The organism is Methanobrevibacter boviskoreani JH1, assembly GCF_000320505.1.
GTDB classification, from domain to species: domain Archaea; phylum Methanobacteriota; class Methanobacteria; order Methanobacteriales; family Methanobacteriaceae; genus Methanarmilla; species Methanarmilla boviskoreani.
Window position 1 is genome coordinate 248,893 of sequence record NZ_BAGX02000020.1, and the last position, 26,938, is coordinate 275,830.

Genomic DNA, 26,938 nt, shown 5'->3' on the forward strand with positions numbered 1-26,938 from the left:
ATATCCCTTATATATTTATAAAATTTAAATTTTATAATATTTTAGATACTATTTATTAAAACTAATATTAGTATTTATTTATTATTAATTAAAATTTTTAAACAAATAATAATATATAAACTAATATTATAAAAATATAATTAAAAATCAATTTGACTTTTTAAATAGATTTAATATTAGATGTACAATCAATAGTAAAAAAATACCAATATAAACTAATCCATTTAAAAAAGGTGAATAAGTATCCTTATAATGTTTATGATAGAAGATATACATTGCCCTATAAAATTCATAGATCAATTTATTTTTCTGTTTTTTACTACTTGCACCTTTAAGGTGAGTGATTTTTACCTTTCCATAATAGACAATCTTATATCCTGCTTTTTTAATCCTATAACATAGGTCAATATCCTCACCATACATGAAGAATGTCTCATCCAAAGGACCAATTTCATCCATGACCTTAGACCTCATTAAAATAAAGGCACCTGTTAGGCAGTCAATCTCATATATTCCTGAATCATCCAGATCATCTAAATTATAATTGTCGCTTGAATCGTTATGGCTGGGAATATGAAACAATCTATAAAATGAATTAGTTGGATTTGGAAAACTACGTCTACATGCTTTATCTAACTGACCATCCTCAAGACATACCCTTACACCAAGTGCCCCTACATCCTCATGGGATTGGATATAGTTTAAAGCCTCGGTAAGTGTATTATCCTCTACAATAGTATCTGAATTCAATAACAGATAATATTCTGGATTTGAATCCCTAATAGCCAGATTATTAGCATATGCAAATCCCCCATTTACACTAGATGGGATAAATCTAACTCTGGACTCATCTGCGAAAAAATCCTTTAGATTCTCTAAGCTTCCATCACCTGATGCATTATCCACTATAATAATTTCATAATCACAGGATAAGGATGAGTTCAATACTGATTCTATTGTATTTCTTGTAAGTTCAAATGTTCTATAATTTACAATGATGATTGATAAATCCATACTTACACCTAATGATTATTTTTTAAATAATATAAAGAGATTTTTAAATAGTCTTAGCTCAATCTTAAAGTAGTTTAATGTATTAGACTTTTTAAAATCCGTTTTTTTAATCTTTTTTCTATTGTTTAACCCTTCTTTAATCCCGTCTAAATAGAATTGACCAAAACCTTTCCTTCTAAAGAACAGATATTTTATTAGAAATCCGATGAAATAAAATATAAAATTAACGATTTTCTGCGGCATTGGAAAGTCTTTATATATTAACCATATATTGTTTCTTGCAGATATCTTAACCTTAAACTCATTATATTGACTACCTGTAGTACCGCTACCTATGTGATATACAATTGCATCGGGACAGAAGTAATTCTTATATCCATATATTCTTGATCTGTATGCAAGTTCCACATCCTCCATATATGCAAAGAATTCCTCCTCAAAATATCCAATCTCCTGAAAAATAGATTTTCTATATAATGCCGCACCGGCACATGAGGAAAATATATCCCTGGAACTAGTATACCTATTTATAGGTTGGTTAAAACCTGTTTTCTTAGTATTAGCCAATATTGTATACTCGTCACCGGCATCATCTATCAAGTCCCTATTATCAAATTGAATCATTTTTGATGAAACTGAGAAAATATCCTCCCTAGACTCGATGCAGCCAATCAAATTTGAAATAGTGTTGTTTTCCATTTCTATATCATTATTAAGTAAAAATACATATTCTGATTTTGAAGCTTTAATTCCCTGGTTTACCGCCTTTGCAAAGCCAAAATTTTCCATATTTTCTATAATTTTTATAGGAATCTTATAACCCTCATCAATCAGATTATGAATATAATCCAAACTATCATCAGAGGAATTATTATCAACAACAATAATCTCTTCAATATTGTCATAATTAGTTAAAAGAGAACTAAAGTATAATGGCAAGAATTTCAAACCATTATAATTCGGTGTTACTATTGAAACTTTCATCATATCACAGAATTTATTTAAATTAATTTACGCTTTAAAATAATGAACCAGAAATCCAAATGTCTTTAAGATTACAATAAAACAATAATTACATAATACTCTATTTTTAAGTTAAATTACCTAATTTAATTAATAAATATAATCATGTTTATTAAATTTGAGTTAATAACCTACTTAATTAATTAAGTTATATAATATCAATTTATTTAAAAATTATCCCAAGTTAAATTACTACTTATTAATTAGATTATATAATATCGAATTTATTTAAAATTATTTAGGATAAATTATCTATTGTAAAAAAAATTATTATACAATATATTGTATACAGTTTATATGCTGTTTTTAAATCTCTTCCATAATTTATAATATAATTTAGGATAGATTAGAAATAGCTTGATTTTACGATTGAAATTATTATCCTGACTATCATATGGTTTAAACTTTTTAAGTTTATTAAACAGGCCTAATTCTTTCATTTTATTATTTATCTCATCAAAAGAACAGTTACCTTCATAGAACAGATACATTAAATTCCCAAAGATAGCTTTCGGAATTCTATTAGTGGTAATCAAATCTACAAGATCCCCACTGTTATTATCATAATCTTTAAAATAGCCTTTAAGATTTTCTAATGTGTTTATAAATTGGAATCTCTCAAGGGAAATAGAGTGACTTACTGATTTGGAATGTTGCAGGTAAAAATATGTGAAGTCCTTAGATATTCCAATAGATTTTCCATGAATTAAAGCTTTGATTGCAAATTCCGTATCCTCCCCATAAACTGAATCCTCATCAAATAATATATTATAATCTCTTATAATCCAGGTTGGATAAATCAACTGTACGAAGTTAAAGGATATTCTCATGAGAAATTCAAGTTTCAGAAAATCATGAACAGAGATTAGATCCAAATCTTCTATTTCCTCATATAATTGATTTGAACTTAGATAGTTATTATCAGTATCTACCTTCATAAGTTTTGTAAATCCAAAATCGGCATTGTTTTGATAGATTCCATTATAGAGGTTTTGAATATGGTCTTTATCAAGATAGTCATCATCATCTACAAATATGATATATTTTCCAGATACATTTCTCAAACCAATATTTCTAGATCCGCTTGCACCTAGGGATTTTTCATTTTCTATTATTGTATATGAGACATCTGTATCAGATAAAGTATTTCTTATAATGTTTACTGTATTATCACTGGAATTGTCATCTACAAATATAATCTCAAAATCTTTAAAACTCTGATTTACTAATGATTTAATGGTTTTTCCTATGATTAAACCTGCATTATACGTTGGAATAATCACACTTACCTTAAAAGACATCAAAACACCCTTTATTAATCATTTAATATCCATAAATATTTAACCAATATTATAAATAGTATACAATCAACATCTAAAGTCCAATAGACATAATTACTGTTTCAACAGATAATCAACAATCCTTTTAGATGAGTTAGAATCTAGATAATCAAATTCATATTTAAGAAATTTATCTAATCTGTCATAATCATAATTATTATCTTTTATAATACTGATTAAATCATCCATACTTTCTACAATAGGTCCTGGAAGATCATTATTATAATCAAGATAGAAACCTCTCTCATTATTTAAATAATTTTCTAGGTCATAGGCATAAAAGATGATAGGTTTTCTTAAGAGCCCGAAATCTATCATGATAGAGGAGTAGTCTGTAATAAGCATGTCGGAAATTAAAAGTAGATCCTGTTCATTCTCATAGTCAGTGCAGTTTATAATAGTATTATCTAGTTTACTTAATTTATTTGATATACTGTTATCTTTATCATAATCGAAGACCCTTGGATGTAGACGAATTATTAAGGAATATTCGTCACCTAGTTCCTTTTGGAATTTGTCTACATCAAAATAATCAAATATATTATTATATCTTACATCCTCTCTAAATGTAGGTGCGTATAATATAATCTTTTTATCTTTAATTTCAGGATATTTCTCTTGAAATTTTAATAGAATTTCATTTCTTATATTATCTAAATCGGGATTAAAATAGAAATCGTTACGTGGAATGCCGAAATTAAAAATCTTATCTTCATCTATCTGAAAGGCCTCCCTATAATAGGGTAGAACATTTTTTGATGATATGGAAAGGATGTCAATTTTCTCTGATGACTTCCTTATAAGATTAATCAAATCCCTGTTAGAAGAATCTATTGAAGAATATCCGAATCTTTTAAATGCACCTGAACCATGCCATAACTGTATGACTTTGGTCTTATTGGATATATTCATATATGCCAATGGGAAAAAATTATCATTTAGAAATATAAATCGGGAACTAGCTAATGTAGATATATTTGATAGGGAAACATCATTTTTAACTACATAGTTAAATTCAAAATTAGGGGAGCGTCTCTTAAATTCTTCCTCAATATATGTAAAATTATCCTTAAATGATTCCCTATCATCTAGGATAAATGAGATTTTATTTTTGTTTTTAAGAAATCTATTATAGACATTAAAAATAAAACCATATATCCTATGTTTTAAACTCATAATTACACAACTTAAAACAATTATATTTTATTAATAGAAGTAACTTAAAAAATGAATGAAATTAAAAAATAATACTTATTTTATTTTAATTTAATTTGAGATTCTTTAACTGTGCCTTAGATGCATTCTTAGCAGATGCCACATAATGATCGCATACATCCTCAACGTCACCAAATTCCACTAATTTACCATGATCAAGCCAAACAGCCTTATTACAGATGCTTCGTATAGTGTTGGTATTATGTGACACCAATATTACCGTTACACCCTCACTCATTAGGGATTCAATTTTCTTTCTACTTTTTTCCTGGAATTTAATATCCCCAACAGATAGAACCTCATCTAAAATCAGGATTTCAGGCTGAACGATAGTTGCTACCGAAAATCCCAGTTTAGCTTTCATACCAGAGGAATAATTTTTAACAGGAATTTCAATAAATTCACCAAGCTCTGAGAACTCCACTATCTCATCGTATTTCTCTTCTAGAAATTCCTTACGATAACCTAAAATAGCTCCATTTAAGAATATATTTTCCTGACCTGTAAAGTTATAATCAAAACCTGCACCTAACTCAAGAAGGGGAGCTACCTTACCGTCAACTGAGACAGTTCCCTTAGTAGGTTTCATAACCCCAGATAAAATTTTAAGTAATGTACTTTTTCCAGCACCATTAAAGCCTACAACACCTAAACGTTCACCTTTATTGATTTTAAATGTAACATCGTCCAATGCCCGAAACTTTGTCTTAGGTTTAATTTCCCTTTTAATCTTTTTAATAACATATTCCTTGATATTATCTACTTTTTCTTTAGCCAAATCAAATTCCATACTTACATGATCAACATTAATAGCTACTTCATCAGATACTGGAAATTTTTTTCTGTGTTCCTCACGTTTTTTCCTTTTATCCGCTTCAATTTTAGCTTCCTGCTCGGCTTTTATTCTTTTCTTACGTTCTATTTCCTTAACATCAGGTTCATCAATACTGATTGTATTTTCAGTACTTGAAGGTAGATACTTATCATTACCTTCATAGTTTACAACAATATCTGCAGGAAATGAAAGATTTATATTCAAAGTAGAAAAACCGTCGGCTTTAGTTTTTCTTTTATAATCTACATCAAATACATTTAAAACTATGTCTTCATCTTTAAGAGGATTTCCATTTTCATCAACAAGAATAACATTATAGATAGCTTTCTCATTCTTTAACTTTCTAACGTCATGTCCAAATAGATAAGTTTTTAATTTATTATTATCAGCCATACAAATCCTCCCATTATACATTTAAAATAAATTGATCTTGATATTTATAGAATATGTAAACTCCTATAATCAATGAGGCAAATGCCCATGCTGCCAAATAAAGGATATAATGTATATTTGGGAAAGAGTTATACATAATACACTGACGGCAAGTATATACAACAGCAAATATAGGGTTTAGCTTAAAGAAAAATATATACTTATCTGGTATAATACTTATCGGGTAAAATATTGGAGTCAGATAGGTTAACATCGTAATCATAACACCCCAAAGATATAAGATATCAGTGAAAAACGTTGTTAAAGTCGTTAAAATCAAACCAACGCCAATAATCAATATAATCAATAAGAATATTGGAATAATTGTATATACTAAGCTTATATAGAAAGGAGCCCTAGTAGCAATCATAACCATTACCAATACAACTAAAGATATTAAAAAATTAACAAATTCAGATGCAACAACCCCTAAAGAAAACATGTATTTTGGAACATAGATCTTCTTAATGATACTTGCATTTGAACGTATAGATGACATGGACCCTCTTGTTCCATTTGCAAAGAAATCAAATACTAAACGACCGGTAAGTAAATATACCGGATAATTTGGAATTCTATGTCCGAAGAATGTGGAGAATACAATAGTTAAAACAATCATTTGTAACAATGGATTAAAAAAACTCCAAAGCAACCCTAAAACAGAATCTTTATACTTTGCTTTAATATCTTTTTTAATTAACTCCAACAATAAAAAACGATATTTATAGAAGTTATTTAAAAAACCATGTATTTGCCCAAACATATTACCACATTAATTACTATCTAAAAATTAAGAAATAGATAATCCAAAATAAAATAACAAATCATTAAAGTTTATAATTTTTAAAATATTTAAATTTATTTATAAATACCCTTTAAGGGCCATATTAATAAAAATAGAATCATCTATCTTTATATATTTTATTATAGTACTCCTGATATTGACCAGATTTAACCTTACTTATCCAATCCTGATTATCCAAGTACCAATGGATCGTTTCGATTATCCCATCTTCAAAGGTATATTTAGGCCTCCAGCCTAAGTCCCTTCTAATTTTTGAAGAGTCAATAGCATATCTTCTATCATGACCTAACCTATCAGATACGAATTTGATTAATGATTCAGGTTTATCTAATTCATTTAAAATAAGCTTTACAATATCAATGTTTGCCCTTTCATTATGACCCCCGATATTATAAACCTCACCGGCTTTACCTTTATGTAAAACCAAATCTATTCCAGTACAATGATCATACACATGTAGCCAATCCCTAATGTTTTTACCATCACCATACACTGGAAGCTCCTTATTTTCAATGGCATTACTAATCATTAATGGAATTAGTTTCTCTGGAAATTGATAAGGGCCATAGTTGTTTGAGCAACGAGTTATATTTACCGGCAAATCAAATGTATTATGATATGCCCTAACCATTAAATCTGCTCCTGCTTTAGATGCAGAATATGGGCTGTTTGCTTGAAGTGGGGTTTGTTCTGTAAAATAGCCTTCAGGACCTAAGCTACCATAAACCTCATCAGTTGAAACCTGTAAAAACTTCCTAATATCATTCTTCTTTGAGGCATCTAAAAGTGTTTGAGTACCTAGGATATTTGACTTAATAAAGATTCCTGGATCTTCAATACTTCTATCCACATGGCTTTCCGCTGCAAAATGTACAATATAATCCACATTTTCCACAATACCGTTGACTAATTCCCTATCGCAGACATTCCCTTTAACAAAGGAATAATTGTCTTTATCCTCAATGTCTTTTAAGTTTTCAAGATTTCCACAGTAGGTTAAAGCATCAAGATTAATAAAATCATAATTTGGATATTTATTAACCATATATCTTAAAAAGTTACTTCCTATAAATCCTGCTCCACCAGTAACTAAAACAGTTGTCATAAAATCACCCTATAAATATTATTTAAATAAAGATGTCTATAAATCCATTTTAAAATCAACAGGCGTATCCTTAAGTCTTTTCCAGCCTTGGTCCTTTTCAGAGAATACTAGATTATCCAAACCGATATCCTCAATCGGCCAGTCAATAGCTATATCCGGATCATTCCATTGGATTCCTCCCTCATCATCTGGATTATAGAAGTCTGTACATTTATATACAAATTCTGCAATATCAGATAAAACTAGAAATCCATGTGCAAATCCTTTTGGAATAAATAGCTGTTTTTTGTTCTCCTCGGATAAAGTGACTCCAAGCCATTTTCCATAAGTAGGTGAATCACCCCTTAAATCCACTGCAACATCATACACCTCACCTTTTATAACTCTGACTAGTTTTCCCTGTGGCTGGGTATATTGGAAATGGAGACCTCTTAAAACACCCCTATGGGATCTTGACTGGTTATCTTGAACGAATTTCAAATCAATACCTTCGGCCTTAAAGTCATTCTCATTATATGTTTCCATAAAATATCCACGTTCATCTCCAAATACTGTAGGTTCTACAGTAAACACACCTTCAATTTCTAGATTTTCTATCTTAAACTTTCCCATATTATCACAGTTTTTAAAAAAAATAAATTTATAACATTCCTAGTCATTGGCCAGACTTATTAAATATTGACCATATTCCGTTTTTTTAAGAGATTCAGCTTGTTTTAATAGATCTTCCCGTCCTATATAACCTTTCAAATAGGCAATTTCTTCAAGACAAGCTATATATAACCCTTGCCTTTTTTGAATTGTTTCAATATAATTTGATGCTTCAAGAAGACTGTCATGAGTTCCGGTATCTAGCCAGGCCATCCCTCTTCCAAGTAATTCTACCTTGAGTTTTCCTCTCTTTAAATACTCCTCGTTAATGGAGGTTATCTCAAGTTCACCTCTTTTGGAAGGTTCCACATTTTTAGCTATATCGACAACCTCATTATCATAGAAATAAAGACCTGGAACAACATAATTAGACTTTGGATGCTCGGGTTTTTCTTCAATAGATAAAACATTACCTTCATCATCAAATTCCACAACACCGAAAGCCTCAGGGTTTTTAGTATAATAACCAAATACAATTGCGCCATCTTCAAGAGAAGCGGAACGCTCTAATATTTCTGTAAATCTATGACCATAGAAGATATTATCTCCTAAAATAAGTGCAACATTATCCTCTCCAATAAAGTCCTCACCAATGATAAATGCCTCGGCCAAACCATTTGGCTCATGTTGAACCTCATACTGGAAATTTATTCCAAGATTTGAGCCGTCGCCTAAAAGTTCTTTAAATAAAGGCAGGTCCCTTGGAGTAGATATAATTAGAATATCTTTAATTCCCGCTAGCATTAAAACAGAAATAGGATAATAAATCATTGGCTTATCATATAATGGCAATAGTTGTTTAGATATTGCTTTTGTAATAGGATATAAACGTGTTCCTGAACCTCCAGCAAGTACAATTCCTTTCATAAATACACCATAATAGTTTTTTTTAGAAATATTATTGAAAAACAATATTATATATTTTATAGATTAATAAATAAAATTTTTTAAAATTAAAGGGATTTTTAGAATTTATGAGATTTCCATAAAAACATTAATACAATTAATATTTAAGGTATAATTTCAAGTGTATTTTTAAGCTTATTTAACATGTGAAGATGAATTTACAATCCCAAATATAAAAAATAGTGAAAAAATACAAAAAAATCAATTAAAACAAATAAAAACCCCAAATAAAAGAAAAATAGAAAAAACATGATAAAAATACAAAAAACAAAATTAAAACAAATAAAAACCCCAAATAAAAGAAAAATAGAAAAAATTAATAAATTTATTAAGACTTTAAAATCCAAAATAAGAAATTAAGAGATTTAAAAAAAAAGAAATAAAATAGGATTAATAGATATACCATTAATAACTATTATAATGCATTTTTAATAGCTTCACTCATTTCCATAGTGGAAGCATTTCCACCTAAATCTCCAGTAACATTTTTACCTTCTTTTAGGACTTTTAAAATTGCATTTTCAAGTCTTGAAGCTGATTCCTGTTCACCAAGATAGTCAAGCATCATCTTTGCAGATAACATCATTGCAATAGGGTTTGCAATTCCCTGACCTGCAATATCCGGTGCAGAACCGTGTACAGGTTCGAACAATGCATTATCTTCACCAATATTTGCGGAAGGTATTAAACCTAAACCTCCAACTAATCCAGCTCCTTCATCAGATAAGATATCACCATAAAGATTAGTTGTTACAATAACTTGGAATTGATTTCCTTGAGTAATAAGATACATACTAGTTGCATCTACATAGAAATCATTTGTTTCAATTCCTTGATCCTTATATTCTTCCGCTACTTCATATAGTATTTTCTTAAATAAACCGTCAGATTTCTTTAATACATTTGCTTTATGAACACCAGTGACTTTGGTTTTATTATTGTTTTTAGCATATTCAAAAGCGTATCTAATGATTCTCTCTTCAGCTTCTCTTGTAATAACTTTTCTTGCGATTGCACCATCTTCGGTATATTCTTCCTCACCTGCTTTATATAAATCCTCAGTGTTTTCACGTACAATCATAATATCTAAATCATCAAATAATGCATTAGTACCTGGATAAGATTTTACAGGTCTTAAATTAGCGAATAATTTTAATGATTGTCTAAGTTTTACAATAACATCTGCAGCAGATTCTCCTGCAGCACCAAATAAACATGCATCTGATTTACGAACTAAATCTAAGGTTTCATCAGGTAATGCCTTACCGGTTTTCTCTAAACATTCATCACCTGCAAGACCATATTCATATTCAAAGTCAATATCTAAACCATCAAGAACATTAATAGTAGCTTCCATTACTTCTTTACCAATTCCATCTCCAGGAACTACAGCTATTTTATACATTTAATCACTCTTTAAATTATTGTTAAATCATTCAATCAATAAATTAATGATTTTTAAACCAAATTAAGTTTTTTATAAATGAGATTTGGACAAAATTATAAAAGTTTTTTTATTAAAAAAACATAATGCTTGGCTTTATATTTCAAGTATTTTCCAAATGTAAAAAAAATCGAATTTTGCCGAGGTCTCAAAAATTGATTTTTATAAAATTACAATATTAGTTTTATTTTATAAATATAAAAGATTTTTTGATATATATTATATATACTAGATTAAAGAAAGTAATAATAAAAACTGGGTTAATATGTATGAGTAATGAATTTACTTTTGATGGTTTAAAAAAGGACATCATAGATTTGAAATGGTTCTTTTTTATATATTTTCTATTTTTAGTCACATTTGTATATGTTAATAATTTAGGATTTGAAACCGTAGTAGCCGAATTAATATTCTTTTTAATACTTGGATGTATTCTACTTTTAATTATAAGTCAGAGAAACCTACCTATACATAAGGTTGCCCTTCTTATAATAATCGTTTTAGGTATATCCTGTCTATTTCTATCACCGATAATCGGAGCTCCAGATGAAAACGAACACATCTGCAGAGGAGAATTAACATCCAGAGGAGAATTTATACCTCAGTATGTTTATAGTCCAGGTAATAACTATACCCATAAGGACTATAAATCAATTAGATCAATTTCTCAGATCGGGCCTAAAGTACAGATGAATTATACAAGTATCTTATCAAGAAAAACAGTTTTTCAAACAAATTGGGACGATCAAAAAATAGATTATACTCCAAGCTATGTTAATTCAGTGTTTGCTCAGAACCCCTTCTATGGATATATACCACAGGCAATTGGAATAGACATTGCAAAAGGATTAAATCTAAATAATATATGGATGATATGGTTAGGAAGGCTTTGCAATCTATTAGTCTATGGAATGCTTGCTTCATATGCCATTAAAAAAGCTCCCATATACAAATCTGCACTTTTTGTAACATCAACACTGCCTTTATCCATCTTCCAGGCATCCTCAATGAGTATCGATGCAATGGTAAATGGCTTAAGTCTTTTAACAATAGCCTATTTCTTATATATGTATAAACAGGAAGACAACACCCTAACCTTAAAGCATGTTGGAATCTTTACTGTATTGTCAGTGTTAACTGGTCTTGTAAAAATCACATTTTTAGCTTTAGCTCTATTAATATTCTTAGTTCCAAAATCCAAGTTTAAAGATAAAAAAACACAATTAGAAGGTTCAATAGGATTCATTATAACAACGGCCATTATTCTAATATGGACAAAGTTCTATGCAAGTATTGCTAATCTTCAGTCTTGGAGATTCAAATATGGACTAACCCACAATATTAATGCCCAAAGTCAGATAAGCTTCATAATACATAATTTTAGCACATATCTATCTGCAATAACCAGCATTAAGATGTATAAATATATAGTGTGGACTCTATTCTACTCAGGAGGATATAAATACTTTGCAAAAACATTTATACTATTATACTTGGTTCTATTTATTGTATTCTGTATAGAATATCCCCAAAAAGAAAAGATCAAGAATAGAAGCAAAGTGGGATTATGTATTATTGGAGCAATAATATTGTTTGGTACAATTACCATCGAATACATAACCTGGTCTCCTGTTGGAAGCCATAAAGTAGTAGGTATGCAAGCAAGATATCTTATACCACTAATTGCATTTGCACCGATGGTTTTAAACATTAATAGAAATAATGAAAGTCCTAAGAACAATATAAAACTGTTATTATACACCATAACAATAGGATTTATTGCCTTAACAGTCTTTGCAATATTTTTAAGATATTATTTCTAATTTTTTTATGAATTTTTAATCCGATTATTGTTTTAATAGCATTATTAACTACTGAATTAAATTTACTAAAATTCGATGTTTATAGATAGATAGTTTAAGATAAGAATTTAATATCCAATTATTTTAATATCTTTATAAATTTAACTAAAGAATTATAAAATAATGGATAACAGATAATTTAATTTAAATAATTTATAAATAAATATTTAATCAGATAAAAATAATTAGATTTTTTAATGGAATTGTAAAGGGATTTAATGTTTGATACTAATGATTTAAGTGGATTAAAAATGGAGATTAAAAACCTTAAATGGTTTTTTACAATATATTTAATATTTTTATTATCATTTCTATCATATCAGATGAGGACAACTAATTTCAATATTAAGCTTACATCAATTTCATTAATACTTTTGTTTATACTTGGATCTTTTATTCTAGTTTTTATATCTAAAAGGAATCTTCCCCTATATAAAATAGCCTTCATAGTTATATTGATTTTCGGATTATGCTGTGTATTCATTACACCTATTGTAACGGTATGTGATGAGACAGAACATTTCTGGAGATCTGAGATAACCTCAGAAGGCCAACTATTTCCAAATTATGTAGATATTCCTAATTCAAACAAGAGTGGATATGAGGCTAAGGGATATGAAACGATTGCCTCAATGAGCCCACTTTATAAGAATACCGGAAATACCATATTCAATACCAATTGGGATGATCTGTCCATAAACTACACCACAACCTATGTCTCCTCTGCATTTTGTCAGAATCCGTTTTATGGATATATCCCGCAGGCAATCGGGATAGATATTGCAAAGGGATTAAATCTGAATAACATATGGATGTTATGGTTTGGAAGAATAGCTAATCTTTTAATGTTTGCTTTTGTATGTTCATATGCTATTAAAAAAGCGCCAATATTTAAGATTCCACTATTTATTACTGCAACCCTTCCACTTACAATTTATCAAGCTGCATCATTAAGTATTGATGCAACTGTAAATAGTTTTGCAATCCTTACAATAGCATATTTCCTATACATGTACAAAGCCGAGAAAAACAGTTTAGATTATAAAAATCTATTAACATTTTTAATCATCTCTCTTATTGGTGGATTTACAAAGGTAACCTATATGGGGTTACTGGTTCTAGTATTTCTAGTCCCAAGAGACAACTTCAAGGACAGAAAAGTGGAATATTCAAGGATCATTGGATTTATAGGTGTAATCTTAATCGATTTATTATGGACCAAACTATATGCAACTAAACACTTGTTAAATTCATGGAGAGGCACCTATTTCATAAAAAACAATGTGAACATATCAGGTCAATTAACATATATGGCACACCATCCGTTGAACTCACTTTATTTACTGTTTACACCAGATAATCTTATAAACGTAATTAGCGGATATTTCTCATTTGGTAATTTACCGCCATACACATCTACATTTCTAGTTGTAACATTTCTAATCTTTTATGTAATCCTATCCTTCTTATATCCACAGGAGATCAAACTAGATAGAAAATCAAAAATAGGTCTTTTCTTTATTGGACTCTTAATTTTTATAGGCACATACCTCATCCAATATCTAACCTGGTGTAATGTCGGAATGTCAAGGATTGAAGGTGTCTTTGGAAGATACTTTATTCCCCTTTTAGTGTTAGGACCAATGATATTTGGACTTAAAGAAAGTAATAAAAACGAAAAAAACAGTCAATTATTAGTAATAACAATGATGATAGGTTTTATATCCTCAATGATACTTCTAACAATTATGAAATTTTATTAAATACTAATCAAGAGACAATCTTAATCTACTGTCTACCTCTTAATTTCATGGCCATCCTTCTTAAAGAAGCTGCAAGTCTATATGGTCTTGTTTTTAAAAGTTTATTCTTAAAATCCAACTCCTTTTTTAGCTTTTGATTTTCTTTTTTAAATGTATTCCCTTTTTTATAAAGATTATAGATATAATTGTTAATATCTTTTATATTATCCTGAGTATTAACATCCAGAGAATCTAGACACTTGAAAAATCTTAGATAATCGAAGTTTTCAATATGATATGACTCTATTTCATATAACGCTTTAAAATAATCTTCAGGATGTTTTTCAATATATCTAACTATGAAATTCTTCTGTCCCACATTAACAATAAAATCTAGAAGTTTAAAGATCTTCTCTTTATCTTTGGATTTCCTATATGTATTATCAAGGGATTTCATTACTTTCAATCTATCTACAACATTGAACTGAAATGACATGTCCTGCCTAGATATAGAACCTGGAACAAGGACCCTATAATAAATGGCCTCCCTTTCATTGTCTACTATATAGAATTCAAAATCGAATTTGGAATATAGTTTAAAGAAATAGTCCAGATCCACCCCATTATATAGATTAGGATTAAACCTAACCTTATTAGCATAAATAGTAGGAACAAGTTTATTTGTTGTAATCAATAAGGGATTTACATCAAAGTCATATAAATGGAACAATCCATTGTTTTCAAGTAAGGTGTCACTGAAATAGGTTTTAGACAGATTACCATTCAAATCCACATTAAAAAAATTACCGAGAACTATCCTATTTGATTTACGATGTTTATATAATTCCTCAAGATAATTATAGGAGATATAATCATCAACATCAATAAAGATACAGTATTCCCTATTAATAGTATCAAGGGCTAAATTTCTAGCATTGGACACCCCTTTCTGGGATTCCATTATTTCAATATTTAAATCAGTATTCTCACTTTTAAATTTTTTAATAATACTCTCAGAATTGTCCCTTTCACCATTTATGACAAATAATGCATCAAAAAGATTCTTATCCAAAGTTTGATTCTTTAATGAATCCAATAATTTTAGAATGTATTTCTCTCCTTTATAAGTAGGAACAATTATAGATATCCCCTGATTAAAATCAGACATGTTATCCAACCTAATTTTACAAAATAGTAAAAAAAATAAAAAATAGTTTAAAATAAAAAAATTTCCTTTTTATTTATAAAACAGCTCTAATTAATTATATTCTTAATTAAAAGTTTAATTTAATGATATCTAAATATCATCAATATTATTCTTTAACCAAGGAATTAATCCGCCGCTATTTAGGATATTTAACATGAATGGAGGTAATTTCTTAAATTTAACCTCTTCACCAGATGAGGTTTTAATTACTCCCTTTTCCATATCAATATCTATTATATCTCCATCTTTTACCTTATCAGCAATTCCAGGAGCTTCAATAAGTGGAATTCCAATATTAGTAGCGTTTCTATAGAAGATTCTTGCAAAGGATTCTGCAATTACAGCACCAATACCTAAACCTTTCATTGCAATAGGTGCATGTTCTCTAGATGAACCACATCCAAAGTTAGTTCCTCCAACAATGAAATCTCCTTTTTGAGCTTTTTTACTAAAATTAGGATCTAATCCTTCCATACAATGTTTAGATAATGTTTCCTCATCAGTATAGATTAGATATCTTCCAGGTAAAATAACATCAGTATCAACATCATTTCCAAATTTCCATACTTTTCCTTCCATATTATTATCTCCTTAATTATCAGGTAAAGAAATTTCTCCCTTAATAGCTGAAGCAGCTGCAACCTTTGCAGATGATAAGTATACCTCACCATCAGGACTACCTTGTCTTCCTTTAAAGTTTCTGTTTGATGTTGAAAGACTTACCTCACCAGGTCCAATAAGACCTACATGTCCACCTAGACATGGACCACAACATGGATTTGTAACAAGTGCACCAGCATCAACGAATATTTTTATTAAACCTTCATCTAAACATTTAGAATAAACTTCACGGGAAGCAGGAATCACAAGCATTCTTGTACCCTTTGCAATCTTGTTTCCTTTTAGGATTTCTGCTGCATCCCTCATATCCTCAATTCTTCCATTGGTACATGAACCTAAGAATACCTGGTCTACATGTTTTGAAACCTCACTTGCGTCTTTAACATTATCAACATGATTTGGACAAGCGATTTGTGGATCTAAATCAGATACGTCTATATCTACGGTTTCATAGTTTGCATCCTTATCAGTCTTAAAGATTTCATAAGGTTTATCTGTTCTACCCTTTAGGTATTCCTTGGTTTTTTCATCTGCCTCACATAAACCTACTTTTCCACCCATTTCAACGGTCATGTTTGAAAATACCATTCTATCAGATATGCTCATGTTTTCAATTGTATCTCCAACAAATTCACATGCCTTATAAGTAGCACCATCTGCCCTCATCTTACCAATAATGTGTAATATAACATCTTTTGCAGAGGTGTTCTCTTTTAAATCTCCAGTAATATTAAATCTGATAGTCTCAGGAACTTTAAACCATAATTTACCTGTTGAAAGAACCATAGACATATCAGTGGATCCAATACCAGTTGCAAATGCACCTAATGCACCATGGGTACAGGTATGTGAGTCACAACCTACTACAACCTCACCTGGACGAATATGTCCCATTTCAGGAAGTACCTGGTGACATACACCTTGATTTACATCATAAAAATTAGTGATGTTCTGTTCTTTTGCAAATTTTCTCATAAATATATGATTGTTAGCAGCTGTAATTGAATCAGCAGGTACCTGATGGTCGAATGGAATAACAACTTTATCCTTATCCCATACCTTTCCAGTACCGATTTCTTCAAATCCTTCTACAGCAAGAGGACCTGTTAAATCATGAATCATAGCGATATCAATATTAGCCATAACAATTTCTCCAGCTTCAACCTTATCTTTACCTGAAGCCTTAGCTAATATCTTTTCAGACATTGTCATAGACATAATTTTTTTTCTCCATAAATTGATTTAAAAAAATATTTAAATTATAAAGTCAATTAAAATAATTAATTTTTTATTATTCTATTAATATTAATTTATTTGTTTTTATAAATATAGTTTAAAAGCATCTAAAAAATGTAAAGGATTATTAATAATATAATTCAATATTTATATGAATAAGGTGACATTATGAATTTAAAAATAGAAGGATTAAAAAGAAATATTATCAATTTAAAATGGTTTTTTATAATATACGGGCTATTTTTATTAAGTTTTATATTTTATGAAACAAAAGAAACCAATTTTAACATTAAAGCAACATTATTAGTATTCTTAGTATTATTAATAATTGGATCCTTTATTTTACTATTTATAACAAATAAAAATCTCCCATTACATAAGATTGCTCTAATTATAATATTAGTTTTTGGAGTAATGTGTGTGTTTTTAAGTCCAATAATATCCATTAGTGATGAACAAGAACATTTTGCACGTTCAGAAATAGTATCCCATGGAGATTTAAATACAAAAATATATAATAAATCATTAGATTCTTATAATCATTTTCTTACAATTCAGTCTGTTGGAGAACTTAAAGTAAGTAAAATGGGAAATAAAACTGTATTTAAAACAAAATGGGACGATCAAAAAATAAATTATACTAAAAAATATGTAAGTAGTGCATTTGCTCAAAATCCTTTTTATGGATATATTCCACAAGCAATTGGAATAAATATTGCAAAAGGATTAAATCTGAATAATATATGGATGTTATGGCTTGGAAGATTATGTAACTTAATATTTTATGCAATAATTTGTTCATATGCTATAAAAAAGGCTCCAATATATAAGATTCCTCTACTTTTAACAGCATGTTTACCACTCTCAATATATCAAGCTGGATCAACAAGTATTGACGGAATGATTTTTGCATTAGCCTTATTATCAATAACTTACTTTTTATATTTATACAAAAAAGAAGATCATACAGTAGACTGGAAAAATATAGGTATATTAACTTTAATAACAGCACTCTGTGGGCTATGCAAACTAACATATGCTGCATTAATACTTCTAATATTTTTAATACCAAAAAACAAATTCAAAACACCGAAAATAAAGCATTTATCAAGATTATGTTTTATAATAGTATCTGCAATTACACTAATTTGGAGTAGATATGCAACTAAAATGCTTTATTACTCATGGAGATATGGTTATTTCCTTAGAAAAAATGTGAATTCAAAATTACAAATCTTATATATAGTTAATCATCCAATAAATTTTTTAAAAATATTATTTAATCCAATGAATTTTATAAAAGCATTTAAATCATTATTTAGTTTTGGACACGGAACATATACAACAATTAAATCATATTTTCTAGTGATTGCACTTTTCATATTACTTTTATTATTTATTTTCACATATTCACCAAAACAGGGATTAAATAAAAAAGATAAAATAAAGTTATTAATAATTACCTTATTAATAGCCTTAGGAACTTATATAGTTCAATATATATCCTGGACAACAGTAGGATTACCTAAAATTCAAGGTGTTCAAGGAAGATATTTTATACCGGTGATAGCTTTATTATTAATTATATTTAGTTTTAATTCAAATAATAAACTCTTAAAAAGTAATAAATTCGATTTTATAAAAAATAACTACAATATTTTAGCAGTTACATTTATAATATCATTTTTAAGTTCACTTATACTTTTATTATTCATGAAATACTATTAGATTATAAAATTTTTCTTATAACCTTTTAATCAATAACTCTTTTTAATTTTTTATTTAAAAATTATTAATTAAAGTTCATTTAAAAATTTAATTTCCGATAAAAATTTTTAATAATTTAAATCATAGAAAAAATTTTAATATAATATTCTTAAAGGTATTAAGCCCAGATAAATTATAGTTTAATTAAATAAGATTTTCTGAAAAATTAGCAATAAATAATAAATAAATTAAAAAAATTAAAAAAAGTAAGACTTATAAAATCTATCTATGAAAATTAAAGAAATAATAAATTTATATTCTAAAATAAAGTACCATACTAATTATTAAAAAATGATGGGTAAATCTAAATCTTATAAAGATTTCCGAAATTAAAGAGAGTTATCTCGTCTGGAACATCTTTAATAATATCTTTAGTATCGAATATAATCGAATCTTCCATCTTATCAATAAATAGATTATAATCTAAATCTTTAAATTCATCATGATCTGCAAGTATCAATGCAAGTGAAGCACCGTCTAAAGCATCTTCAAGTGATAGATAACTTTCATCTTCAACATGGGGATCATGGACTCCTATCTTATAACCCTCCTTTTGAAGTTTTGATATGATTTCAAATGCAGGACTTTCCCTGGTATCTCCAGTATTACCCTTATATGAAACTCCAAGGATTGCGATTTTAGGAGTATATTCATCGGTATAGTTTTGAATAATCTTTTTAGCATTATCTACTGTAAACTGTGGCATACTGTTATTGGTATCCCTTGCAAGCTTAATGATTTTAGCGGTATCAGGTGCTTTAGAATATATGAAGTATGGATCTATTGCAAGACAATGTCCACCTACACCTGGACCTGGATTATGAATGTTGACCCTAGGATGTTGGTTTGCAAGTTTAATCACATCAAGTGCATTTGCCCCAATCTTCTCACAGATTTTAGTAAGTTCATTTGCAAGTGCAATATTGACATCACGATATGTGTTTTCCATACATTTGGACAATTCTGCAGTTATAGCCTCTGTTTTTAACAATTTACCTTTTACAAATATCCCATAAGCCTCTGCAGCTTTTTCAGTACAGGCTTCAGTTACTCCACCGATAATCCTATTATTGTTTACAAGTTCATACATAATTTGGCCTGGAAGTACTCTCTCAGGACAATGTGCTAGATATAAATCTTTCCCAATGGTAAATCCAGCATCCTCAAATATTGGTTTGATTATATCGTTTGTAGATCCTGGAGCAATAGTTGATTCAACTATAACTGTATTACCCTTTTCCAGATAGTCAAGAATAGATTTACAAGCACTTATAACATAACTTAAATCACAGCTTAAATCTTCGACAACATATGGAGTAGGTACAGTAATAATAAATACATCTGCCTTATCAGGTTTTAAAGATACATGGTACCGGCCTTCAGCTAAAGCATTGTTAATACTTTCGCTTATGCCTGGTTCTTCAATGTGAACAATTCCATCTTTTAAGTCTTTAATAATCTCTTTATTAACATCTACTCCCAAAACGTCACAATTATTCTTTGCAAATAATGCTGCTGTTGGAAGTCCGATATATCCTTGACCTACTACACAAACTTTCATTATATCACTTCTTAAGTAAAACTAAATAAAAATAAAATTAGTTATTAAAAAAATCATTTAATTATAATATTATTAATTATATATTAAGTAAGATAAATATATTTTTGAATAAATTTTAATAATACTGTAAATGGTGCTAATATGAGAATTTTAATTACTGGTGGAGACGGAATGCTAGGTACCGATTTAAGGGAGGTACTTAAAAGCGAAGATTTAATTGTAACAAATCATGAATCTTTAGATATTACTGATAGAAACCAAGTAATGGAAAAAATAAAAGAATATAAACCGGAGATAGTAATTAATTGTGCTGCTATGACAGATGTAGATGGGTGTGAAACCAAGAAGGATTTGGCATATAAATTAAATGCTGAGGGACCTGAAAACTTAGCCCTGGCTTGTAGAGAAATTGATGCTACATTGGCACATATTAGTACAGATTATGTATTTAAAGGAAATAACAATAGACCACTTATAGAGGATGATGAATTAGGACCTATAAGCATATATGGAAAATCCAAGCTTAAAGGTGAAGAAAATGTTGAGAATATCCTGGATAAATATTTTATTATAAGAACTGCCTGGTTATATGGAAAGAATGGTCCCAACTTTATTGAAAAAATGCTAGAACTTGCAAAAACCCATGATACCTTAACAGTTGTAAATGATCAGAAAGGTTCACCAACATTTACAAAGGATTTATCTAAAGGAATATATGAGTTAATTAAATCAAATAAATATGGAACATATCATCTAACAAACAGTGGAAGCACTACCTGGTACGAATTTGCAAAGCTAATATTTGAAAAGAAAAAAATCGATATTAATGTCATGCCTGTTACAAGTGAGGAGTTTGCAGCTCCTGCTCCAAGACCACATTATTCAGTGTTATCCCATGATAAATGGAAAAACAACGGATTTGAAGAACTGAGAAATTATGAAGATGCCTTAGACGAATATTTAAATTTATATTAACAGAGCCAATGTAAAACTTATTAATCATATATCTTTAAATTATCTCCACTTCAATTAATCTTATAAAAGTTAATTATAATTAAAAATTATATTAATGTATAAAGTTTATTAATTTTAAATGATAAATATGAAATATTATATATAATAATTATATATTACAAAACAATTGCATAAATTACAATCATTTAATAAAATGATTTATTAAATTAAAATAGGTTTTAAAAATGAGATTAACAGTTATCGGAACAGGATATGTAGGGCTTGTTACAGGAACATGCTTTGCAGAAATGGGAAATCAAGTTTATTGTGTAGATGTCAATAAAAAAATTATTAATAATCTTAAAAAAGGAATTATACCTATTTACGAACCACAACTTGCAGATATGGTTATTGATAATCAAAACAAAGGGAATATTACATTTACAACTGATACCAAAACATCACTAGAAAAATCCGATATATACTATATTGCAGTTGGAACACCAATGAGTGAGGACGGTAGTTGTGACTTAACCTATGTCTATAACGTAGCATCTGAGATAGGACAGTATATGAACCATGACTGTTATGTCGTTATTAAATCAACTGTTCCAGTAGGAACATCTGATGAGGTTAAAAGTATCATTAATGAGGAATTAGATAAAAGAGGGGAAAAATTCGATTTTAAAATGATATCTAATCCTGAATTTTTAAAAGAAGGTTCTGCAGTCCATGACTGTTTATTCCCAGATAGAATAATAATCGGATATGAGGACGAGGAATGTTATCAAATAATGGAAGAACTGTATGAACCATTTACAGATAACAATAAAAACATTTTATTCATGAATATCAAAAGTGCTGAACTTACCAAATATGCGGCAAATGCTATGCTTGCATCTAGAATATCCTTTATGAATGAGATGGCAAATATCTGTGAGAAAACCGGAGCAAATATTGAGGACATCCGCATTGGAATCGGAACAGATAAAAGAATTGGAAGCCATTTCCTACATGCCGGATGTGGATACGGTGGAAGTTGTTTCCCAAAGGATGTTCAAGGATTAATCAGTATTGCGGAACAAAATGGATTAGATCCTAAACTTTTAAAAGCGATTGAGGATGTTAACTACAATCAAAAATTATCCTTAGTTAGAAAGGTTGTAGACCACTTTGGAGAGGATTTAAGTGGTTTAACCTTTGGTGTATGGGGCCTTTCATTTAAACCAAATACTGACGATATGAGAGAGGCAAGTTCCATAACCTTAATCAATGAATTAACTAAAAGAGGAGCTAAAATCCAGGCATATGATCCTAAAGCTATGGAAGAATCTAAAGAGAAATATCTAAAAGATAATGAAAATATTGAATATTTCAACAACAAGAAAGATGCTTTAGTTGACGCAGATGCAATGATTCTTGTAACAGAATGGAAGGAATTTAGAACTCCTGATTTTAAAGAAATCAAGAAAATACTTAAAAATCCAGTTATATTCGATGGAAGAAACCAATATAATAATGAGAAACTTAAAAAATTAGGATTTAAACATTATCAAATAGGTATTAAAGATTAATACTAAAAGATTAGAAGAAGTTAATATGGAAAAAACTTAAGGTTTTCTAGAAAATATAAAATATTAATATATAATTATTATATAAAATAATAATATATTAAGAATAATTTAATTTATTAAAAATTATGAGGTAATGATATGACTAAAATACAATGGGCAGCTTTATTTATTATTTTAATCATGGCCTTAAGTGGTGTAGCATATTTCGTAATACTAGTAGTTTAAATAAATTTTATTTTTCATATTAATGAAAGGTATTTAGATTTGAATTTATGTTTATTTTAAAAAATAGAATATTTTAAATTTAATCCATATTTTAAGGTATAATAAATTATAAAAATAAAGGAGAGTATAAAATGGGAAAATATAATATTGGAGCAGTTGTTGCTGAATTTAATTTTGATATTAATCAAAGTATGTTAGGTCTTGCTAAAGAAGAGGCTAAATCAAGAGGTAGTGAAATTACTAAAGTATTTATTGCACCTGGAGTATTTGATATGGCTCTGCCTATTAAAAAATTACTTGAAAGGGATGACATTGATGCTGTTGTAGCATTAGGTTCTGTAATTGAAGGTGCAACAGACCACGACCAAATAGTAGCACAACATGCAGCTCGTAAAATTACTGACTTATCCCTAGATTATGATAAACCTGTAACATTAGGTATTAGTGGTCCAGGTATGACAAGACTTGATGCACATAAACGTATTGACTATGGTAAAAAAGCTGTAGAAGCAGCTATTAAACTTTTAGATAGATTAGAAGAACTTGAAGAAGAATAAACTTTAATTTGTCTTATTGAAAATTGAAAAATTTTCTTTCAATTTATTTTATTTATATAAAAAAAGCTTTTTTTAAATATTATTTATTTTTAGATGATTCTATGGAAATATTAAAACCTGAAGATTTAAAAAAAAGATATGATGACCCTTGGATAGCACCATATAAGAAAGTTTTGACAATGGTAGATAATGATACAGTTGAAATTGTTGAGTATCATTCATGTATATCAGGATCACATTGGTTAGTAAACCAATATAAGCATAGTAGTCCATTGATTAAAAAAGCATATCGTGATGGAAACAAACATATATTTATTGGAAAAGTTGGTAAATCACCACTGGATTTAAAAGCAAGTTATAATGCTGCTGGAATTGAAGAGATTCAGGCAGATGGCGATGAGGTTAAAGTAACCCATGCAGGACTTGCAGGTGCAGGTGTTGGAGCTGCAATGTGCAGAGGTATGGGTGACGGAGTAAAGTATATCCAACTTTTAAAAGAAGGTGGAGGCTCTAAACTAGGAAAAGCAGTTGTAGTTACTCCAAAACTTGAGAAAGTTGTTATTGGTATAGATGATACCGATATAAAAGATAAAGGTGCAACCTGGACCATGGCACATAACATTGGTGAGGAATTAAAAGAGGAAGGATTTGAATACTTGGACCATGTTATATGTCAATTATACCCTAAGAATCCTCATAAAACTCAAAATTGTGTTTCAATTGCACTGACCTTTGCAGTAAAAGAGGAGGATAAGGATAAACTTATCAACAGAATAGTTGAACTTCTTAAAAGGGACACACTATCAAATGAAACATCAATTGCAGTTAAAACCGGAATTGAGATACCTGAAAAATTAAGAAAGTATGCACATAAAACAAAAACAGGTATGATGGATGTAGAGACATCTGAGAAAATAGCAGATGAGTTAGGTATAGATCTTATTGCAGTTACAGGAGACCATGGAAAGATTGGCGCTCTTGCAGCTTTAGGTTTATATGACGATCCTGATGAGGCTGTTAAAATATATAATTAATTAAATAATTATATTCTATTTTTTACTTTTTACTTTTTTTAAAATTAGCCAGAGTTATAAAAAATTCAAATAACCATATAATACTTAGTTAACAATTTAGAAACCATTCATTTAAAGACTCTATTACGGTTAATTAATGTCTTAAATACAATTAAATAGTACATCAAATATTATAAAATATTTATAAACTTAAAAAATCAAATCAGTGAAATCTAGTTTTATACAAGTCTTATAGTTTTTTGTATAGATGTTTAAAATCCCATATGAATTAAATTTTATTTTATTCAAAAAAATTTACTTTAAAATCCCAATTTTTAAAAAATTAATTGTTTTAATTAATTTTATCTACTTTTACTAAATGTTATATGGATATTTTCAAATCATTTTAGAAAATATTAAAAATGTTAAGATATTTATTATAAATTGTACATTTTTTATTGATGTACGTTAAGGGGGAATTTCAGTTTTTACTCTAATATTTAAAAAAAGGTTTTTTATTAATTTTTAGATTATTTAATTTTTTTCATAAAGCAATTCTGAAAATCTGTAATTGCAAGTTTAAAATCAGATAATACAGAGTTAACTAGTAAATATGCAGAATTTACAGTAAGAAAAGCTTCACCAGCAATCACTGTTACAGGAGTTGACATAAGCTATGGTAATGATGAGACTGTAACAGCCACATTAACTGGAGTAAACAATACAGGATTAAATGATACCATCACTTTAACAATCAACAACACTGAATATAATATCACAATAATTGACGGTGTTGGTTCAGCAGTTATCAGTAATCTTTCAGCAGGTACCTACAATGTTAATGTAGTTTACATTGGAAACGATAATTATACATCAGCTAATGGAAAATCTGAATTTGAAGTTTCACCAATTACAACTAAACTTAATGTTGGTTTTGATAATAAAGCTAATATTATTGTTAGATTAGTTGATGCTAATGGTAATCCTATTAGTAATGCAGATATTAGTTATTTAGTTAATAATACTACAGTTAGCACTGTTTTAGTTACTGATGAAAACGGTAATGCTCAAATCAATAATCTAACAGGAAATAATTATATTACCTTAATATATGGTGGTAACAATAATTACATAGGAACTAACTCCTCAGAACATGTTGTAATGGTTCCTAAACCAGAAAGAATTGCAAGTCAAATTATATCCTCTGATTTTAATCAGACTGCTGTTGATTATGTTAAGGGTGAACGTGGTGGATACTTTGTAGTTGCACTTAAGGATTCTGAAGGTAATGCTTTAGCTGGCAAACACATTAGTATTGGTTTCAATGGTAAGGTTTATAACCGTACAACCGATGAAAACGGTAGTGCTCGTCTTCAAATTAATCTTCCAAATGCAGGTGTCTATACTTTTGCTACTGCGTTTTTAGGTGACGATGAGTGTAATGGTAGTTTTGTTGTAAACAAGATTACAGTCACTAAAAAACCTACAGCTATCACTGTTAAAGGAACTCAACCTGTTAAAGTAAGATCCTACAGAACCTTAACCTTTAATTTAAAGGGTGTTAAGGCAACCAGTAAATCATCCTATGTTAATGCTGCTGGTAGAACATTAAAGGTCACTGTTAATGGTAAGACATATACCTTAAAGACCGACAAGAATGGTAAAGCCACCTTAAAAGTTAGATTTACTAGAACCGGTACCTATACTATTAAGACTGCATTTGCAGGTGACGGTACCTTTAATGCTAAGACAATGAACAGCAAGATAACTGTAAGAAGATAAAAATTAGATTTTTTTAAAATAGTCATTAACTTGACTATTTCTCTATTTCTTTTAAATAAAAATTTTT

General features: G+C 28.8%; 23 protein-coding genes. 8 read left to right on the plus strand and 15 right to left on the minus strand.

Going from position 1 to position 26,938, the window contains the following annotated elements:
• Window positions 1-147: 147 nt before the first annotated feature.
• The 10 genes from ON24_RS05230 to ON24_RS05275 form a co-directional block, all read right to left on the minus strand.
• Window positions 148-1,014, minus strand: a complete 867-nt coding sequence (locus ON24_RS05230; RefSeq protein ID WP_040682167.1) for a glycosyltransferase family 2 protein — start codon at window positions 1,012-1,014, stop codon at window positions 148-150.
• A gap of 15 nt (window positions 1,015-1,029) precedes the next feature.
• A complete protein-coding gene (locus ON24_RS05235; protein ID WP_040682168.1) occupies window positions 1,030-1,998 on the minus strand; it encodes a glycosyltransferase family 2 protein in 969 nt (322 codons plus the stop codon).
• A gap of 332 nt (window positions 1,999-2,330) precedes the next feature.
• On the minus strand, window positions 2,331-3,338 hold the full coding sequence (locus tag ON24_RS05240; RefSeq protein ID WP_050553562.1) for a glycosyltransferase family 2 protein: 1,008 nt from the start codon (window positions 3,336-3,338) through the stop codon (window positions 2,331-2,333).
• A gap of 93 nt (window positions 3,339-3,431) precedes the next feature.
• Window positions 3,432-4,553, minus strand: coding sequence for a CDP-glycerol--glycerophosphate glycerophosphotransferase (locus ON24_RS05245; RefSeq protein ID WP_040682170.1), 1,122 nt, complete (start codon window positions 4,551-4,553; stop codon window positions 3,432-3,434).
• 85 nt (window positions 4,554-4,638) lie between these two features.
• The gene (locus ON24_RS05250) at window positions 4,639-5,820 is read right to left on the minus strand and encodes an ABC transporter ATP-binding protein (protein ID WP_236254925.1); all 1,182 of its coding nucleotides are present in this window, start codon (window positions 5,818-5,820) and stop codon (window positions 4,639-4,641) included.
• Between the two features lie 13 nt (window positions 5,821-5,833).
• Complete coding sequence (locus tag ON24_RS05255; protein WP_016359254.1) at window positions 5,834-6,622, minus strand: ABC transporter permease; 789 nt, start codon at window positions 6,620-6,622, stop codon at window positions 5,834-5,836.
• Window positions 6,623-6,761: 139 nt separating this feature from the next.
• The gene (rfbB, locus tag ON24_RS05260) at window positions 6,762-7,769 is read right to left on the minus strand and encodes a dTDP-glucose 4,6-dehydratase (RefSeq protein ID WP_040682171.1); all 1,008 of its coding nucleotides are present in this window, start codon (window positions 7,767-7,769) and stop codon (window positions 6,762-6,764) included.
• A gap of 36 nt (window positions 7,770-7,805) precedes the next feature.
• The gene (gene rfbC, locus ON24_RS05265) at window positions 7,806-8,381 is read right to left on the minus strand and encodes a dTDP-4-dehydrorhamnose 3,5-epimerase (protein WP_040682172.1); all 576 of its coding nucleotides are present in this window, start codon (window positions 8,379-8,381) and stop codon (window positions 7,806-7,808) included.
• Between the two features lie 39 nt (window positions 8,382-8,420).
• The gene (gene rfbA, locus ON24_RS05270) at window positions 8,421-9,287 is read right to left on the minus strand and encodes a glucose-1-phosphate thymidylyltransferase RfbA (RefSeq protein ID WP_040682173.1); all 867 of its coding nucleotides are present in this window, start codon (window positions 9,285-9,287) and stop codon (window positions 8,421-8,423) included.
• A gap of 454 nt (window positions 9,288-9,741) precedes the next feature.
• Window positions 9,742-10,731 carry an isocitrate/isopropylmalate family dehydrogenase gene (locus tag ON24_RS05275; RefSeq protein ID WP_040682174.1) on the minus strand — a complete coding sequence of 330 codons (990 nt, stop codon included), beginning with the start codon at window positions 10,729-10,731 and terminating at the stop codon, window positions 9,742-9,744.
• Window positions 10,732-11,039: 308 nt separating this feature from the next.
• Here ON24_RS05275 and ON24_RS05280 point away from each other — a divergent pair, with 308 nt between their 5' ends.
• Entirely contained in the window at window positions 11,040-12,593 is a 1,554-nt protein-coding gene (locus ON24_RS05280; RefSeq protein WP_040682175.1) for a DUF2142 domain-containing protein, read from the plus strand.
• Window positions 12,594-12,850: 257 nt separating this feature from the next.
• Window positions 12,851-14,395, plus strand: coding sequence for a DUF2142 domain-containing protein (locus tag ON24_RS05285; RefSeq protein ID WP_050553563.1), 1,545 nt, complete (start codon window positions 12,851-12,853; stop codon window positions 14,393-14,395).
• Window positions 14,396-14,420: 25 nt separating this feature from the next.
• Here ON24_RS05285 and ON24_RS05290 read toward each other — a convergent pair whose 3' ends face one another.
• The 3 genes from ON24_RS05290 to ON24_RS05300 form a co-directional block, all read right to left on the minus strand.
• Complete coding sequence (locus ON24_RS05290; RefSeq protein ID WP_050553564.1) at window positions 14,421-15,542, minus strand: glycosyltransferase family 2 protein; 1,122 nt, start codon at window positions 15,540-15,542, stop codon at window positions 14,421-14,423.
• Between the two features lie 129 nt (window positions 15,543-15,671).
• Entirely contained in the window at window positions 15,672-16,160 is a 489-nt protein-coding gene (locus ON24_RS05295) for a 3-isopropylmalate dehydratase small subunit (protein WP_040682176.1), read from the minus strand.
• Between the two features lie 12 nt (window positions 16,161-16,172).
• Window positions 16,173-17,420: a 3-isopropylmalate dehydratase large subunit gene (locus ON24_RS05300; RefSeq protein WP_040682177.1), complete on the minus strand. Its 1,248-nt coding sequence runs from the start codon at window positions 17,418-17,420 to the stop codon at window positions 16,173-16,175.
• Between the two features lie 186 nt (window positions 17,421-17,606).
• Between ON24_RS05300 and ON24_RS05305 the strand changes: the two genes are divergently transcribed.
• Entirely contained in the window at window positions 17,607-19,166 is a 1,560-nt protein-coding gene (locus ON24_RS05305) for a DUF2142 domain-containing protein (RefSeq protein ID WP_040682178.1), read from the plus strand.
• A gap of 343 nt (window positions 19,167-19,509) precedes the next feature.
• Here ON24_RS05305 and ON24_RS05310 read toward each other — a convergent pair whose 3' ends face one another.
• Window positions 19,510-20,766: a nucleotide sugar dehydrogenase gene (locus ON24_RS05310; protein ID WP_040682179.1), complete on the minus strand. Its 1,257-nt coding sequence runs from the start codon at window positions 20,764-20,766 to the stop codon at window positions 19,510-19,512.
• 141 nt (window positions 20,767-20,907) lie between these two features.
• On the opposite strand from ON24_RS05310, the gene rfbD reads away from it, so the two are divergent.
• From rfbD to mmp11, 4 genes are all read left to right on the plus strand, one after another.
• Window positions 20,908-21,741, plus strand: a complete 834-nt coding sequence (rfbD, locus tag ON24_RS05315; RefSeq protein ID WP_040682180.1) for a dTDP-4-dehydrorhamnose reductase — start codon at window positions 20,908-20,910, stop codon at window positions 21,739-21,741.
• 224 nt (window positions 21,742-21,965) lie between these two features.
• On the plus strand, window positions 21,966-23,294 hold the full coding sequence (locus ON24_RS05320; protein WP_040682181.1) for a UDP-glucose dehydrogenase family protein: 1,329 nt from the start codon (window positions 21,966-21,968) through the stop codon (window positions 23,292-23,294).
• Between the two features lie 356 nt (window positions 23,295-23,650).
• On the plus strand, window positions 23,651-24,076 hold the full coding sequence (ribH, locus tag ON24_RS05325; RefSeq protein ID WP_016359267.1) for a 6,7-dimethyl-8-ribityllumazine synthase: 426 nt from the start codon (window positions 23,651-23,653) through the stop codon (window positions 24,074-24,076).
• A 101-nt stretch (window positions 24,077-24,177) separates the two neighbouring features.
• A complete protein-coding gene (gene mmp11, locus ON24_RS05330; protein ID WP_040682182.1) occupies window positions 24,178-25,110 on the plus strand; it encodes a methanogenesis marker protein 11 in 933 nt (310 codons plus the stop codon).
• Window positions 25,111-25,619: 509 nt separating this feature from the next.
• On the opposite strand, the gene ON24_RS09450 is transcribed toward mmp11, so the two are convergent.
• A complete protein-coding gene (locus ON24_RS09450) occupies window positions 25,620-25,760 on the minus strand; it encodes a hypothetical protein (protein ID WP_236254926.1) in 141 nt (46 codons plus the stop codon).
• A gap of 490 nt (window positions 25,761-26,250) precedes the next feature.
• Here ON24_RS09450 and ON24_RS09455 point away from each other — a divergent pair, with 490 nt between their 5' ends.
• Complete coding sequence (locus ON24_RS09455; RefSeq protein ID WP_040682183.1) at window positions 26,251-26,871, plus strand: Ig-like domain-containing protein; 621 nt, start codon at window positions 26,251-26,253, stop codon at window positions 26,869-26,871.
• The last annotated feature ends 67 nt before the right edge of the window (window positions 26,872-26,938 follow it).

Bases quoted from the DNA above. Each gene is read 5' to 3' on its own strand.
- ON24_RS05230 (WP_040682167.1), bottom strand. From the start codon at position 1,014: ATGGATTTATCAATCATCATTGTAAATTATAGAACATTTGAACTTACA.
- ON24_RS05235 (WP_040682168.1), bottom strand. From the start codon at position 1,998: ATGAAAGTTTCAATAGTAACACCGAATTATAATGGTTTGAAATTCTTG.
- ON24_RS05240 (WP_050553562.1), bottom strand. From the start codon at position 3,338: ATGTCTTTTAAGGTAAGTGTGATTATTCCAACGTATAATGCAGGTTTA.
- ON24_RS05245 (WP_040682170.1), bottom strand. From the start codon at position 4,553: ATGAGTTTAAAACATAGGATATATGGTTTTATTTTTAATGTCTATAAT.
- ON24_RS05250 (WP_236254925.1), bottom strand. From the start codon at position 5,820: ATGGCTGATAATAATAAATTAAAAACTTATCTATTTGGACATGACGTT.
- ON24_RS05255 (WP_016359254.1), bottom strand. From the start codon at position 6,622: ATGTTTGGGCAAATACATGGTTTTTTAAATAACTTCTATAAATATCGT.
- rfbB (WP_040682171.1), bottom strand. From the start codon at position 7,769: ATGACAACTGTTTTAGTTACTGGTGGAGCAGGATTTATAGGAAGTAAC.
- rfbC (WP_040682172.1), bottom strand. From the start codon at position 8,381: ATGGGAAAGTTTAAGATAGAAAATCTAGAAATTGAAGGTGTGTTTACT.
- rfbA (WP_040682173.1), bottom strand. From the start codon at position 9,287: ATGAAAGGAATTGTACTTGCTGGAGGTTCAGGAACACGTTTATATCCT.
- ON24_RS05275 (WP_040682174.1), bottom strand. From the start codon at position 10,731: ATGTATAAAATAGCTGTAGTTCCTGGAGATGGAATTGGTAAAGAAGTA.
- ON24_RS05280 (WP_040682175.1), top strand. From the start codon at position 11,040: ATGAGTAATGAATTTACTTTTGATGGTTTAAAAAAGGACATCATAGAT.
- ON24_RS05285 (WP_050553563.1), top strand. From the start codon at position 12,851: ATGTTTGATACTAATGATTTAAGTGGATTAAAAATGGAGATTAAAAAC.
- ON24_RS05290 (WP_050553564.1), bottom strand. From the start codon at position 15,542: ATGTCTGATTTTAATCAGGGGATATCTATAATTGTTCCTACTTATAAA.
- ON24_RS05295 (WP_040682176.1), bottom strand. From the start codon at position 16,160: ATGGAAGGAAAAGTATGGAAATTTGGAAATGATGTTGATACTGATGTT.
- ON24_RS05300 (WP_040682177.1), bottom strand. From the start codon at position 17,420: ATGTCTATGACAATGTCTGAAAAGATATTAGCTAAGGCTTCAGGTAAA.
- ON24_RS05305 (WP_040682178.1), top strand. From the start codon at position 17,607: ATGAATTTAAAAATAGAAGGATTAAAAAGAAATATTATCAATTTAAAA.
- ON24_RS05310 (WP_040682179.1), bottom strand. From the start codon at position 20,766: ATGAAAGTTTGTGTAGTAGGTCAAGGATATATCGGACTTCCAACAGCA.
- rfbD (WP_040682180.1), top strand. From the start codon at position 20,908: ATGAGAATTTTAATTACTGGTGGAGACGGAATGCTAGGTACCGATTTA.
- ON24_RS05320 (WP_040682181.1), top strand. From the start codon at position 21,966: ATGAGATTAACAGTTATCGGAACAGGATATGTAGGGCTTGTTACAGGA.
- ribH (WP_016359267.1), top strand. From the start codon at position 23,651: ATGGGAAAATATAATATTGGAGCAGTTGTTGCTGAATTTAATTTTGAT.
- mmp11 (WP_040682182.1), top strand. From the start codon at position 24,178: ATGGAAATATTAAAACCTGAAGATTTAAAAAAAAGATATGATGACCCT.
- ON24_RS09450 (WP_236254926.1), bottom strand. From the start codon at position 25,760: ATGTCAACTCCTGTAACAGTGATTGCTGGTGAAGCTTTTCTTACTGTA.
- ON24_RS09455 (WP_040682183.1), top strand. From the start codon at position 26,251: ATGGTTCCTAAACCAGAAAGAATTGCAAGTCAAATTATATCCTCTGAT.